Genomic DNA, 13,402 nt, shown 5'->3' with positions numbered 1-13,402 from the left:
GCATTATCTTCTTGGTGTCATCTCAGGCAGGTGTGTAACGCAAGCGTCGTGTCGATACGGCTATCAGGCCCAGCGCCATCAATACCAGGGAACCAGGCTCAGGAACTGTAACAGGTACGTCTGCCCTGAAGATCTCCAGGGAACTCCAGAAGTACACCGATGCGGTGTCGTCGAAGCCCGGGCCAGTCTGGGGATCTACATGTTCAAGATAAAAGCCGGAGGTTGCCAGCATGTCGCTCAGCGTCAGTGTGATGAGTGCCGTTTCACCTTGTGCGAGGTCAAAGTTCCAGCCTAGAGCAAGAGACACATCATCCGGGCGGTCAGATGGCAGGTGGTTAGTGTTGTCCAGAGCGCCCGCAATCACGTTGTCATAGATAGTGCCAAACGCATAACCCGGCTCGTCAATCTGCCAGCTCTGACCACTAGCAACGGCCCCGTGAGCTAAGCCATATTCGTTAAGGTAGGTATTCAGGTGGGCATCAAAATCCAGATCCAGGAACCCGATCCATGAGTGATTTCCCGCGCCAGACAGCTCAAAGGACAAAGAACCCAGACCGGTCGAAGGGTCCAGGAAGCCATCTCCCGGCATCGCATCACCCAAGTATGCCTCGGAGACTACGCCATCAATATTGAATGCCCAATCTGTGAAATTGATAACAGCAGCATGGGCGGATAATGCAGGTACTAGAAGGCTGGCAGAAAGCACAGTCCTGGCAAGCAAATTTGAAAACATAGTCTGTTAACATTCCTTGTTCGTAGAAAAGTTAAATCCTGTTAACTCTACGCACATATTATTACATAATCTTACATAAGGGAATAAGAGCCGCTCTTTTACACACCGCCTTCTTCGAAACTCCACCAGAGGCCAAGCTTTAGTCGCCGAAGTGTGGTCTCATAATAAAGTTGGTAACAAAATACCCCTCTAACGCCCATTTTAATGGCCATTTTTCCTCACATAAAAAATAAAGTTGGTAACTGAACGATGCCATATTCATTTCCAACCTATTTCTCATGGTAATAAAGATGGTAACTTTAACGTGAAGGCCGTCAGGGCATACACTTCAAGCGGTGGGGTAACGAATGCAGGTATTCCTCCGTCAAATCTACCGTCCTGAGCCGATGGCTATAACAAATAGTGCACTCGTTGATCGGCTCAGGCAAATGATGCCGTTTGCAGCTCAAACAAAACAAAGCTGCCGTGAAACCGGCAGCAGCGATTGCGTTAGCATCATTCACCGAATATTCAAGCGGCTGTATAGCGATATCTCTGCGCGCTCTCCATTCTTGTTCCGCTTTTTTATTCTCCTCCTGCCCTGGGAACACATCACCGAGCAATGACTGCAGCGTCGCTTTTCCCTTATCTGCTCGAACCGCATTGATCCGGATCTTTCTTTGATCTTTTCTATGAGCCGCCCAGATGTCAGCCGCGGAAGCCAGAATACGAAATGTCTTGGCCCGTTTTTCCTCAGCAAGAACTCCCCGTTTACACAGTTCCTTTAGGTAAGACAGAACCACTGCATAGGGTGATCGGATGGCTCGATTTTCTGCGTGCGTCAGAAACCACACCCCACGCAGCTCATAGCTTTTGTCCTGGTTGTATGGTTTCTTAAGGTGCGACTGTTTGAGCTGACTCAACTTCAACGCCCATTCGCGAACACCCACGGCTTTTTCAGCATAGGCCAGAGCTTGGGCTACAGAGATGATTTGCCCCGGCTCGTTACTCAAAATCAGCGACTCAAACACCGCACTTTGCCACAACCGCCGATCTTCCTTGAACATCCAGTCCTGATGCACAGTGATATTCATGAACGCTGGCCACTTCCCCAGATCAAAGCGCAATCGCTGTGCAATGAGTTCTAGCTGGGGCTTTGCCCGCTTAGTTAGCCGGTCAGCCATAGTAAGCCAGCCCATAGACTCCATCTGTTCCAGATTTGTCAGCGCTTTCTCGAAGGGCTTTCGGGCTTCAGCTTTCTTCTTGAGTAGGTCCCGGCGGCGTTTCTCCTTCCGCTGTGCAGCGCGCTCCTTTTTGCGTTCAGCTGCCTCTTCCTGTTCACGCTTCCGCTTCAGGCGTTTGATTTCTTCTGGCACCCTGGCTTCCAGTGCCTTCCGTGTGGCCTGAACCTTCGGAAGCTCATCAATCAAAGAACATCGGTGCCACCAACGGGGCGCCAATTTTAGCACCTCAGTCTCGAGCGCCACCGGACCCAAAACGGTTTCTTCAGACAACAAGCTCAAGTCGATTTCCAACACGTTGTCGAGCATTTGACTTTTATCTGCGTCAACTGCGTGAGTGACGAGAATCTCAACATGCACCTCTGCATTGTTCCTTAGAAGCGCTGTCACATCCGGGATCAGGCCATTCTCCAGTCGTTTTTCAGAGACGACCGATACAAAGTGAACCTCTCTGGATTTAAAGTGCAATGTTTCGGTGAGCGTTTCATCGAACACCAAAGGAAGAGAGAGCAACACATCACGTTCAGGCAACCACACTCGACCAGCATCGATCAGGATCTGCTTGGCCATCTTGTGTAGGGCGGTTTCATATCCACCCGGACACTCCGCCCCGCGGTGATGAGCAAAATAGAATCGACCTGCGACACTGCACTTGGCAACTAATGACACTTTGCACTCTGGGCAGTAGCAGCCACATTTTAGCCCTCGATTCACGTTACTCGGACGGTACAAGCGGCCTTCTTTTTCACCGAAAGGTACCCGGAGCTTACTCAGGGACGAGCGATTGCTGGTTTCTAAACTCACGCGACAGACTGATTCCGCAATAATTGGATTTTCTCAGCTAAGTTTCTTCCTACTGGAACACTAGCTGAAACATGGGAATCTCTTCCGTGAGATCCCCATATCCTTCAAGCTGGCATTGAGCGCCAATGTGTTATGACGCTTTCCCAGCGTCCAAAGCGAAAACGACGGTAGTTGCTGACTCGTACAGTTTTCGGTTTAGCCATTTGCTCTCCTCCTGAAAAATAGTGACGAGGAGGGATTCCTTGAAAAGATCGATGCTACCGTCTAAGCTTCAACAGACTTTCGATGAGAGCTTTGTTGCAGGTAGGGCTCAGAACCTCCTCACATAAGGCCGACACCGCAGTTTGTGGCGAACTGGGTGTCCATCAATCCAAGCAGGCATTGATGTGGCGTCAGTGCCTACTTTTCCCGCCTAACCCCCTTGAACGGCTTACCGTCCTGTTTGACGTCCATTATCCGACCCGTATCGGTATCTCGTTTTGCCCAGTTCCCTGAGGGCGTACGAAACTGTGAACGGTCTCGAACAGCTCCCTGTCTGCGGTTATCTCCATACGGTCTGTTAGTTGCCATTACAAAATACCTCTGTTTGCGGTTTACAAAAGTACACGCTCAGCTAGTGTACTTTTTGAACATACATGATCAAAATGATTAGGTCAACAGATCATTTTTACCGTATAGTCTGAAAATGTAAAAAAAGGAGTTCGCAATGTCTAAAGCCGTTAAATCTCGCCTTGAGCACATAGACTTCGTGTTGCTGTTTCGCGGCTCCATCTCCCGGCAAGACTTGATGGAGGCTTTTGGGATAAGCGAGGCTGCTGCAACCAGAGACTTTCGTCAGTACAACGAAACTTGCCCTGGTAATATGAAGATGAACAACGTCAGCAAACGCTGGGAAATTGACATCGATTCTTTCAATCCCTGCTTTGAGCATCGGGTTCAATCGGTGCTATCGAAACTCAGAGGGCCAAAATATAGCGAGTTGCTGAATCTTAATTTCGTAACAGGTGCGCCAAGGCTCTCACTGCCCAACGTTGACGTTTTAGCCTCGGTTACTCGTGCAATTGCCAATCGAAAAGCAATTCGAGCGCATTACATGCATGCCTCAGGGAGCAGCAAATATATTGAACTCGTTCCCCACTCACTTGTGGACAATGGAATTCGTTGGCATTTACGTGCTTACGATCGTTCGCGAAAAGTGTTTTGGGATTTTGTGTTAGGGCGTTTTCATGATGCAGCGGTGCTGACTGGAACCATTGATGATCAGGAATCAATCAGTGCTGATCATCAATGGAACCGAATAGTTAAACTGGAACTGGCACCACATCCGAACCCTGAGAACTTAAAGAATCCGAAGGCAATTGAACTTGAATACGGCATGGAAAACGGCTTTATCGTTCAAGAGGTTCGTGCGGCTATAGCGGGATACTGGCTCCGTTTATGGAACGTTGACTGCTCTGAAAACCAATCCAATCGAGGCGGGCAATACCAGCTTTACTTAAGAAACCCCCCTGCTCTGTACGATGTAGAAAGTGCACAGATCGCTCCCGGATACGACGCTGAGTCCGCTCATTGAGATGAAATCATTTTGGACTAAAATGAGCCTGCTGCCATTTGGATCTAATAATCGGCATTTTGTTTTTCTGTCCAAGACCGACCCGTAAAACCCCATACCTGTGCAAGTTCTCAGAGGAGATATATCAGGCCGACAAAAGCGATCTTTCTCGATAGAGAATTGCTACGCTAATGCTATAGGAACACAATATTGGCGCTAGGTTGATTGGCACCGTGGGGGGCTGCATGAGCATAAAACGCATGACTGAAGAAGAACTTCTCGCGGATCTCGATGCCAACTCGGCCCATGCTGACGAATTAGCTAAGCCGTTGCCCAAAGAGCTTACTCCCTTGGAAAAGCTCAAAGGCTCTGTCAAACGATACGAAGGGCCGTTTGATGAGATGTGGTATGGAGAGGATTACAAAGGTGACGGGTCAAAAGACAAAGCTCAATCAGACCCAGAAACGTAGTCAATGTTTCAAAGCGCAGATGTTACGTTCTAAACACGCCACTGAGCGCTTTGAACGAACGCTAGTGGGCATATCACGTACCGGCTAACCGCTTTTGTAATATCGATGTGCAGAAAAAGGTGTCACGATACAACCACTTGGGACTATCCCGGTTCACACACGAACTAAGCGCACGGATAGGTTTGTTTCTACCCCGAGACTGTAAACCAAATTATGTAACTGCCCACGACTGAGTAATCTTTTCAAAAGGATACCATCATGGGTACACAAGTGGATCAAGAAAAACTTAAAGCCATGGCCGCCGATGGCTCTGATTGACTGTTTCCTCAATTCTTAGCCATTTTATCGGTCATGATCTCCGCATAAATCAACAGACCAAAAAGGTAGTATGCTTCAGGCTCTGGCGCGTGGTAAGCCTAATCAGACGGCGTTGGATAATGTCAACCCGTTCCCCAGCACTCGAAAAGCGCTGCCAGAGCTCAACTGCCTTCTTTCTCCAGTGCAGATTTTTCATGCTTGATCCTGGTAACATACCCGCTAATGGTTAATGTAGACACCACAACACGTGCCCCCTTTTATTCGCGGAAACAGCAATAGCTCCAACCCTCTTTTGACCTGCCCCCATTTGGCTTATCAATTTCCAAGCTAGAAATTGGGCTGTGCTTCGTGATCCTGAACCCAGGCCATAGGCTGCAGGAAAGATCATCAATCGATTTTAGAGAGCTCTCTCTGGCTGGACATGCATATCTATCGGCTGACAGAGAACGGTTCGATATTAAAAAGCCTGTGCCGTTCAATAGCCCGCCTAAGAACCAGAAAATCACCAGCATCGTTTCCGATGGACTGACCAGAACGCTCTCAGGATACTATACTGATTGGTACCGCACTGGAAAGCGACTAGAGCATATTGGGGGTCTGGAGGAAGTGACCTGATCATGAGCCGAGAAAATCTAGGTTTAAAATGTCTCGGGAACCAGCAGTGCTTCTCATAAGGCTAATTTGCACTTGAGCTGCTCGTCGACATGAGTATACGGGTACTATCTAGTGTTTCGTCCGGTTAATTCGCTGGCGCATGTTTGTTATAATAGGAATCGTCAAACAGCAATAAAAGGTTCCCATTGTGCCCAAACCCGCAGCGCCATTTAATCTGACTGTAAACGATCAATTGGAACTCGAAAGTTGGTGCCGAACCAATACGCTGAGCCAGCATCTGGCGCAACGCGCCAGGATACTTTTGTTACTGAATGAAGGTCAGACCCCAAAAGGAATCTCAGAGTCTCTTCAGGTTAGCACCCAAACGGTCTTCAAGTGGCGCAAACGCTACAGTGATCGAGGTCTTGAGGGGCTTCATGATGCGCCGCGACCTGGCCAGCCTCGAAAACTCGACGGTAAAACCGTCAAGAAAATTTTAGACGACACAGTCCATAAAGTTCCGAAAGAGGCCACACACTGGAGTATCAGTCTCATGGCAGAGCATGCCGGGGTAACGCGCTGGCAAGTGCACCAGATCTGGAAAGCAGCCGATTTGAAGCCGCACCGGCTCAGAACGTTCAAGATCAGCAACGATCCCCACTTCGCTGAAAAAGTGTGCGATGTTGTCGGGCTTTATATGAATCCTCCGGACAATGCACTGGTTCTGTCTGTTGACGAAAAAACCCAGATTCAGGCTCTTGACCGAACCCAGCCGAAATTACAGCTTCGCCCGGGACAAGTTGAGCGACAGACACATGATTACAAACGTCATGGCACAACCAGCCTGTACGCTGCATTCAATACGCTGACGGGTCAGGTGATCGGACGAATCACTCAGCGTCACCGAGCCAAGGAGTTTTTAGACTTCTTGCGACAGATCGACCGGGAAACTCCGAAGGGTCTGGATCTGCACTTGATCTTGGATAACAGCTCGACTCACAAGACGCCGGAAGTCAAAGCTTGGCTGGCCGAGCACCCTCGGTTCAAGCTGCACTTCACGCCCACGAGCGCTTCCTGGCTGAATGCGGTCGAGGGTTGGTTTGGCCAACTGGAACGACGAGCCCTATACCGCGGTATTTTCACCAGCGTCGGCGAATTAAAGTCTGCGATTAAAAAGTTCATCAAGGTTCACAACGAAAAACTGGCAAAGCCGTTCCGTTGGCATAAAAGCGCAGAATCGATTATGACGTCAGTGGCTCGGGCAAAGCTGAGTTTAATTGATAATAAATGAGCGAATTAACCGAACGTTACACTAGCGACAACGACAGTAAACTGGTTGCAACTAATCTGTTGAGCGTATTTTCTGCCATAAGGGAAAGGTGCCGACCAGCGGATAAGCTGAGTCCATTCCTTCGCCCATCTGCTCTCTGGTTACGGCAGAAGGGGGGGGGTAAGCTACGATAAAGTTATTAGTTTCGTTTTACTCAAAGTTCCCATGATTTCCAATCACGTTTATTGTGAAGGAATAGGCGTCAGATGCGCTTGGCTGCGTAGAGAAAAATCTCGATGACTTTGACTCCGAAAACAAGACTAAGAATGATAACGACCACTAGCCAAGCAGTGAGTCGAGCTTCCTGAACCCCGGTTTACAATTATCCGATGTCCCTCATATATCCCCAGAGCCAGAATCGTAAAACCGGCCGCGACCACGCTCAGATACTCGCTCCCAAACGCTTGAGATACATGCTTTCCAATAGACGCAGAAAGCGAAACCCCCAGATATATAGCTGAAGTATTCAGCCCCAGAACGATGGATGCGCTAGAGGGCGCCGCTTTCACTAACTGGTGCTGCAGTGGCACCAGACAGCTCCACGCAATCGCCCCCCAAACGGCAAGCGGCAAAACCGATATGAACGGAGAATAGGTAAGCACTGGAAACAGTAAGAAGTTGAGGCTCAAAACCGTGAGCCCGCCAACAATAATTGGCCTCGCACCCCATCGGTCGGTCAGCCTGCCCGCGGTAAAGGTTCCAATAGTAGCCGCAACGCCCCAAGCCGCCATTAAAAGCGCCAATGTCTCACCCCTTCCATTAGTAGCGGGCATAAGAATTACACTGGCATAGGTGTGAACGATGTAGGATCCGATCATTAAAAACAGTGTCGTTCCCAACACGCCGAATATCGCCGGTTTCGTCACAGAGGCCAACAAATCCCTGGATCTCTTCTTTGTATCCGGTCTTGGGATGGCCTCTAGTAAAGTACCAACCCCAATAGCCGCTGCACCGGCTAGTGCAGCGACAAGCCACATACCCAGCCGCCAGTCACCAAAACTCGTAGAGAGAGCAATTCCCACCGGCGCTCCAATTGCGGTTGACGCACTCAAGCCGGCTGTAATGATAGCCAATGAACGCCCCCAATGTTCCTGCGCGACTATCGCGGTCGCCGCTGCTCCGGCAATTGGCATAAACAGTGCCCCGCCCAAGCCTCCCAGCGCACGACCGGCAATCGCCACTTCCAGATTTGGCGCCAGCGCTGAAACCACATGGCCTGCGGCAAGAATGCTCATGCCCACCACCAGTATTGGCTTATAAGACAAGTTCACCATCAGAGTTGCTGCGATCGGTATCACCAGAGCATAAGCTACGGCGAACGCAGCGATCATACTCGCCGCGTCACCAACACTGATATTAAAACTGGCTGCCATCTCCGGCAGAAGGCCTGCCATAACGAAACTGGCCGTGCCAATGGAAAACATTCCTAAAGCCAGGATGAGTAATCTATTCATTGGTTCTTCAAACGCCTGTTACAAGATATCACTCCGCATTGCAGAGCCATTCGGTTAACGAGAAAGCCAGTTCAGTCTGCCGTGGCCTCTTCATGGCTGGTTTTGTTAGGTTTAGGACCATTAAATATCGACGTGCCGCATCCCTTCAATCGTATAACGCTCACCGCTTACCGCGCCTTTCGGAGCAAGGTTATCAAGGGCAGAAATGTCTTCCGCAGTCAAAGACAATGACCCCGCACCTATATTTTCATCGATATATCGCTCGGTACGTGTTCCAGGAATAGGGATGACATGATCGCCCTGCGCCAGAACCCACGCCAAAGCCAACTGTGCCGGTGTACAGCCTTTTGAATCCGCAAATCTGGTCAGTGCATCAACCACAGACAGATTCTTCTGCAAATTGTCTCCCTGGAACCGTGGTTGAGAGGTCCGCCTAAAATCGTCGACAGCCATGTCGTCAACCGATCTAATCTTACCCGTCAAAAACCCCCGACCAAGCGGGCTGTATGGAACAAAAGCTACACCGAGCTCCTTACAGGTCTGCAACATTCCGTCTTCTGGATCGCGCGTCCACAGGGAGTATTCCGATTGCACTGCAGCAATAGGGTGAATAGCATGGGCGCGGCGCAAAGTCTCAGGGGACACCTCGCTCAACCCCAAGCCCCGTACTTTGCCTTGCTTGACGAGTTCAGCCATCGAACCCACCGTATCTTCGACGGGTACACCCGGATTTAGACGGTGAGCATAGTAGAGATCGATTGTTTCTATACCCAGCCGCGTTAGCGAAGCCTCACAGGCGCTGGCCATGTAGGTCGCGGTATTGTCAATTCGGCGATCCGCAAGTGGGCCATCGCGCTTAATGCCGAACTTGGTCGCCAGAGTGATCTGCTCTCGGTGTCGGGCGAGAAAGCTGCTGAGAAGATTCTCATTACGGCCAAGGCCGTAGGTATCTGCAGTATCAAAAAACGTTACGCCTTTTTCGAATGCATACTCCAGCGTCGCGAGCGATTGCGCCCTATCAGCGGGCCCATAGAATTCAGACATTCCCATGCAGCCGAGGCCAATAGCAGAGACAGAGCCCAGTCCGGCGCCTAAATTACGAGATTTCATCGTCGTTCCCCTCTTTTTTCTTCCAGAAACCAGTCATAAATGCTTTCAACCAGGAGTATTCACTTCCAGGAAAGGGTAATCGATATATCCTTCGACTCCTCCGCCATAAGCCGTTGCGCTGTCAAGCGAATTGAGAGGCGCGTCTCGCTCAAGTCGAGTTACAAGATCAGGGTTGGCAATATAGGGGCGCCCAAAAGCAATCAGATCAGCGGTATTACTACGCCGCGCTGATAGAGCCAGGTTGCGGTCATAGCCATTGTTGGCCATGTACAACCCTTTGAAGCGCTGCCGCAAAACATTCAGGTCAAACCCGCCTTCAACGGTTCGCGACCCGCCTGTCACTCCTTCCACAACGTGAAGATAAGCCAGGTCAACATCATTCAGTTGGTCGACAAGCGCCGTGAAGACCGGCTCAGGGTTGCTGTCACTAAGGCCGTTGGCGGTACTGACCGGAGATATCCGCAGCCCCGTACGCCCTCCATCGCAGATTGCTGCAACAGCTTTGGTAACCTCAAGTGTCAGCCGAATACGATTCTCGACCGACCCACCATAGGCATCAGTGCGCTGATTGGCCCCATCCCTCATAAACTGATCAAGCAGGTAACCATTTGCGGCGTGAATTTCAACGCCATCAAATCCTGCGTCCAGAGCGTTGCGGGCAGCCTGCTCATAATCCGCCACAATTCCCGGCAGCTCGTCCATACGTAGTGCTCTTGGCGTCAGTGCCGGTTTCTTTCCCTCTGCCGTGAACGCTTCGACATTGGGGCGAACAGCAGATGGAGCAACTGGTAGCACGCCGCCAAGTTGCACGTCCGGGTGAGAAACCCTACCAACATGCCAAAGCTGAGCGAATATGCGTCCGCCTTTATCGTGAACAGCCGTTGTTACAGGGCGCCAGCTTTCGATCTGTTCAGTGGTCCAAAGGCCTGGGGTAAAGGCGTAACCCACTGCCTGCGGTGAAATGTTCAACGCCTCACTGATGATCAGTCCTGCCGATGCGCGCTGCGTGTAATACTCTTGCATCATCGATGTGGCGATACTTTCAGGCGAGCGCGCCCGCGTTAGCGGTGCCATAACAACGCGGTTTGTCAGAGCATAAGGCCCTATTTCAACCGGAGAAAAGAGGTCAGTTTCAGGAACGTTAGTCGTATTGACGCGCGAGTTACGAGTTTTCACATGTTTTCTCCCAAACAAGAATCGTATTTCATGCCAGCTGCATGACAGCTCAAGCACTCACGCCCCTCAGAATTACGACCTGTTCGGAAGAGAGAGAGGCTTCACAGCGGAGCTAGATTAATTCGGTCATCGTTTTCCGTTATTTCAGCAACGCAAGTAGCTCCTCTGCGGCGGCAGCTGATGAAGCCGGGTTCTGACCGGTGACGAGCTTGCCGTCCCGCAGCACAAAGCTGGCCCAATCAGCGCCTTTCTCATAAATGCCACCATTGGCTTTAAGCATATCCTCGACCAGGAAGGGCACAACGTTGACCAGGCCAACAACCTCTTCTTCTGTATTGGTGAAGCCTGTCACTCGTCGCCCTGAGACTAAGGGCTTACCATCTGTGCCTTGAGTGTGGCGGAATACGGCGGGGGCGTGGCAGACGGCCCCAACAGGCAAGTCAGCGGCGGCAAAGGCTTCGATCAGGCGTTTGCTGTCTGCATCCTCGGCGAGGTCCCACAAAGGGCCATGGCCACCAGGATAGAAGATTGCATCGAACCCGTCTTCTGTCATCTCGGAAAGTTTCACCGTAGTCGCAAGATGCTTTTGCGTCTCAACATCGCCCTTGAAACGACGGGTGTCGTCGGTTTGCGCTTCCAGACTATCGCTGGACGGATCAATGGGTGGTTGCCCACCCTTAGGCGTGGCCAGAGTAATATCCGCTCCGGCATCCTTGAAGACGTAATAGGGCGCGGCAAACTCCTCCAGCCAAAAGCCGGTCTTCCTGCCGCTATCGCCCATCTCATCGTGCGATGTCAGTACCATTAAAATTTTCATGTACTTTCCTTAAATTGACTGCATGGTTAGCGCTTTGTTATTCCACTTTTCATCATCCACTGCCTCGGCCAAAACTGCGGCGACATCGCCTCTCGCAGCGATTCCATCAACATCAACCGTGTCGCCAAAGCGCATGTTTCGGGTCCCATTTTCATCGGTCAACCGCACCGGTCGCACTATGGCATAGCTCAGGTCGGAGGCTTTCAGGTATTCGTCAGCGTCATGCTTGGCCTGTAGATAATGTGCGAGCTTGCTCTCAGGATCGGGATTGTCTGCGCCAACACTACTGAGCATGACGAAACGGGAGACCTTCGCTTTCGCCGCAATATCAACGAGACGCTGCGCCCCATCGCGGTCGACCTTGTCGGTCATATCGGCACCCGTGTGGCTGCCGGAACCTGCTGCAAAGATGACAGCGTCACAACCCTCACAGACATCCTCTTGCAAGTCGGTCAAATCGCCATAGCGTAGCTCAACATCAGAAGACAGTGTGGACGTGTCGGAACTTTCACGAACCAACGCAATCGGATAATGGCCACGAGATTTAAGCTCACCAATCAAGCGAAGCCCGGTTTTTCCGGTAGCTCCAGCGACAAGAACTTTCATTGTCTACTCCATTTGTTATGAGTTGAGGCCTAATGGCTTACCGCCGCGGCCAGAGTCTCGACGCTAACCTTCCAGGCCGGAAAATCGCAGGCATGGTTCCGCGTCAACGACACCGTAATGAATCAGCTACGAAAGCTGCTACGTCGGCACCATCAGAACGTACATTCGTTTTACTGTTAGTTTTGGCCAACCCGGATCACTCGCTTGCCAAAGTTCTCGCCGTTGAGCAGACCGAAGAAAGCTTCTGGGGCATTTTCCAGACCATCAATGACCTCTTCGCGATACTTGATTTTTCCACCTTCAACCCAAGTACCCATCTGCTTGGCGAAATCCGGGTAAAGGTGACCGAAACTGTCAAAGATGATAAAACCCTGCACCTTGATCTTGTTGCGCAGGATCTGCCCCATCAGCCAATTCATTCGATCCGGCCCACTGGGCAGTTCGGTGGCGTTATATTGCGATACCAGTCCACACACCGGCACACGCGCATGTGGGTTCAACAGCTGGATCACCGCATCAAGAACCTTGCCGCCCACATTTTCGAAATAGACATCAATGCCGTCAGGGTTGGCCTTGGTAAGCTGATCAGCAAAGTCTTCTGCCTTGTGATCAATGCATGCGTCGAAACCCAGCTCGTCAACCGCATAGGCGCATTTTTCTGGTCCGCCTGCGATGCCAACAACACGACAGCCCAGCAGTTTGCCGATTTGGCCCACGGTTGCGCCGACCGGACCAGTCGCAGCTGCCACCACAATGGTCTCGCCGGGTTTGGGCTCACCGATCTGTGTCAAGCCAGCCCAAGCGGTAAAACCGGGCATGCCCAGGATGCCGAGTGCCCAGGATGGATGCTCAGGCGAAGCACCAAGATTAGTAACCCCATCGCCATCTGACAGAGCGTAGTCCTGCCAGCCATTTTGGCTGAGTACCCAGTCACCCACTGCAAAGCCATCAAGCTTCGAAGTAACCACTTTGGCAACCGTGCCGCCAACCATCACATCACCAACCTCAACCGGTGCAGCATAAGAAGGCGCATCACTCATTCTGCCGCGCATATACGGGTCGAGTGACAAGTACTCGGTACGCAAAAGCATCTGATTGTCACCGACAGAAGGAATCGCCTCCTCTTCTAGCCTTAGAGTGTCCAGAGTCGGCTCGCCCTTAGGGCGCTCCGCCAACACGAGCTTGCGGTTTGCGGTGTCTGCTTGCTTCATGTTCGAC

Annotated in this window: 11 protein-coding genes; 3 read left to right on the top strand and 8 right to left on the bottom strand. The window is 51.1% G+C overall.

Annotated elements, in window-relative coordinates; all coding sequences use genetic code 11:
- Positions 1–22 precede the first annotated feature (22 nt).
- A complete protein-coding gene (locus RKA07_RS03025; protein ID WP_310965517.1) occupies positions 23–733 on the bottom strand; it encodes a PEP-CTERM sorting domain-containing protein in 711 nt (236 codons plus the stop codon).
- A gap of 314 nt (positions 734–1,047) precedes the next feature.
- On the bottom strand, positions 1,048–2,622 hold the full coding sequence (locus RKA07_RS03020; protein WP_310965516.1) for a hypothetical protein: 1,575 nt from the start codon (positions 2,620–2,622) through the stop codon (positions 1,048–1,050).
- Between the two features lie 841 nt (positions 2,623–3,463).
- On the opposite strand from RKA07_RS03020, the gene RKA07_RS03015 reads away from it, so the two are divergent.
- The 3 genes from RKA07_RS03015 (at position 3,464) to RKA07_RS03005 (ending at position 6,982) form a co-directional block, all read left to right on the top strand.
- On the top strand, positions 3,464–4,330 hold the full coding sequence (locus RKA07_RS03015; RefSeq protein WP_310965515.1) for a BrxR family transcriptional regulator: 867 nt from the start codon (positions 3,464–3,466) through the stop codon (positions 4,328–4,330).
- Between the two features lie 224 nt (positions 4,331–4,554).
- On the top strand, positions 4,555–4,779 hold the full coding sequence (locus tag RKA07_RS03010; protein WP_310965514.1) for a hypothetical protein: 225 nt from the start codon (positions 4,555–4,557) through the stop codon (positions 4,777–4,779).
- Between the two features lie 1,120 nt (positions 4,780–5,899).
- On the top strand, positions 5,900–6,982 hold the full coding sequence (locus tag RKA07_RS03005) for an IS630 family transposase (protein ID WP_208006341.1): 1,083 nt from the start codon (positions 5,900–5,902) through the stop codon (positions 6,980–6,982).
- Between the two features lie 299 nt (positions 6,983–7,281).
- Here RKA07_RS03005 and RKA07_RS03000 read toward each other — a convergent pair whose 3' ends face one another.
- The 6 genes from RKA07_RS03000 to curA all read right to left on the bottom strand — a co-directional run bounded on the left by RKA07_RS03000 (position 7,282) and on the right by curA (position 13,395).
- A complete protein-coding gene (locus tag RKA07_RS03000; RefSeq protein ID WP_208006342.1) occupies positions 7,282–8,475 on the bottom strand; it encodes an MFS transporter in 1,194 nt (397 codons plus the stop codon).
- Between the two features lie 120 nt (positions 8,476–8,595).
- Positions 8,596–9,585: an aldo/keto reductase gene (locus tag RKA07_RS02995; protein WP_208006343.1), complete on the bottom strand. Its 990-nt coding sequence runs from the start codon at positions 9,583–9,585 to the stop codon at positions 8,596–8,598.
- Positions 9,586–9,630: 45 nt separating this feature from the next.
- Positions 9,631–10,761, bottom strand: coding sequence for an alkene reductase (locus RKA07_RS02990; RefSeq protein WP_208006344.1), 1,131 nt, complete (start codon positions 10,759–10,761; stop codon positions 9,631–9,633).
- Between the two features lie 139 nt (positions 10,762–10,900).
- The gene (locus RKA07_RS02985; protein ID WP_208006345.1) at positions 10,901–11,578 is read right to left on the bottom strand and encodes a type 1 glutamine amidotransferase domain-containing protein; all 678 of its coding nucleotides are present in this window, start codon (positions 11,576–11,578) and stop codon (positions 10,901–10,903) included.
- 9 nt (positions 11,579–11,587) lie between these two features.
- Positions 11,588–12,184 (bottom strand): SDR family oxidoreductase, encoded by a 597-nt coding sequence (locus RKA07_RS02980; protein WP_208006346.1) that lies wholly within the window; start codon positions 12,182–12,184, stop codon positions 11,588–11,590.
- A 176-nt stretch (positions 12,185–12,360) separates the two neighbouring features.
- Complete coding sequence (gene curA / locus RKA07_RS02975) at positions 12,361–13,395, bottom strand: NADPH-dependent curcumin/dihydrocurcumin reductase (protein ID WP_208006347.1); 1,035 nt, start codon at positions 13,393–13,395, stop codon at positions 12,361–12,363.
- Between the last annotated feature and the right edge of the window lie 7 nt (positions 13,396–13,402).

Source organism: Marinobacter xiaoshiensis, from assembly GCF_031631795.1.
Taxonomy (GTDB): Bacteria; Pseudomonadota; Gammaproteobacteria; order Pseudomonadales; family Oleiphilaceae; genus Marinobacter; species Marinobacter xiaoshiensis.
This window is presented reverse-complemented; position numbering and strand designations above follow the sequence as displayed.

Excerpts from the sequence above, each read along its gene's own strand:
- RKA07_RS02980 (WP_208006346.1), bottom strand. The coding sequence starts at position 12,184 with ATGAAAGTTCTTGTCGCTGGAGCTACCGGAAAAACCGGGCTTCGCTTG.
- RKA07_RS03025 (WP_310965517.1), bottom strand. The coding sequence starts at position 733 with ATGTTTTCAAATTTGCTTGCCAGGACTGTGCTTTCTGCCAGCCTTCTA.
- RKA07_RS02985 (WP_208006345.1), bottom strand. The coding sequence starts at position 11,578 with ATGAAAATTTTAATGGTACTGACATCGCACGATGAGATGGGCGATAGC.
- RKA07_RS03010 (WP_310965514.1), top strand. The coding sequence starts at position 4,555 with ATGAGCATAAAACGCATGACTGAAGAAGAACTTCTCGCGGATCTCGAT.
- RKA07_RS03000 (WP_208006342.1), bottom strand. The coding sequence starts at position 8,475 with ATGAATAGATTACTCATCCTGGCTTTAGGAATGTTTTCCATTGGCACG.
- curA (WP_208006347.1), bottom strand. The coding sequence starts at position 13,395 with ATGAAGCAAGCAGACACCGCAAACCGCAAGCTCGTGTTGGCGGAGCGC.
- RKA07_RS03015 (WP_310965515.1), top strand. The coding sequence starts at position 3,464 with ATGTCTAAAGCCGTTAAATCTCGCCTTGAGCACATAGACTTCGTGTTG.
- RKA07_RS02995 (WP_208006343.1), bottom strand. The coding sequence starts at position 9,585 with ATGAAATCTCGTAATTTAGGCGCCGGACTGGGCTCTGTCTCTGCTATT.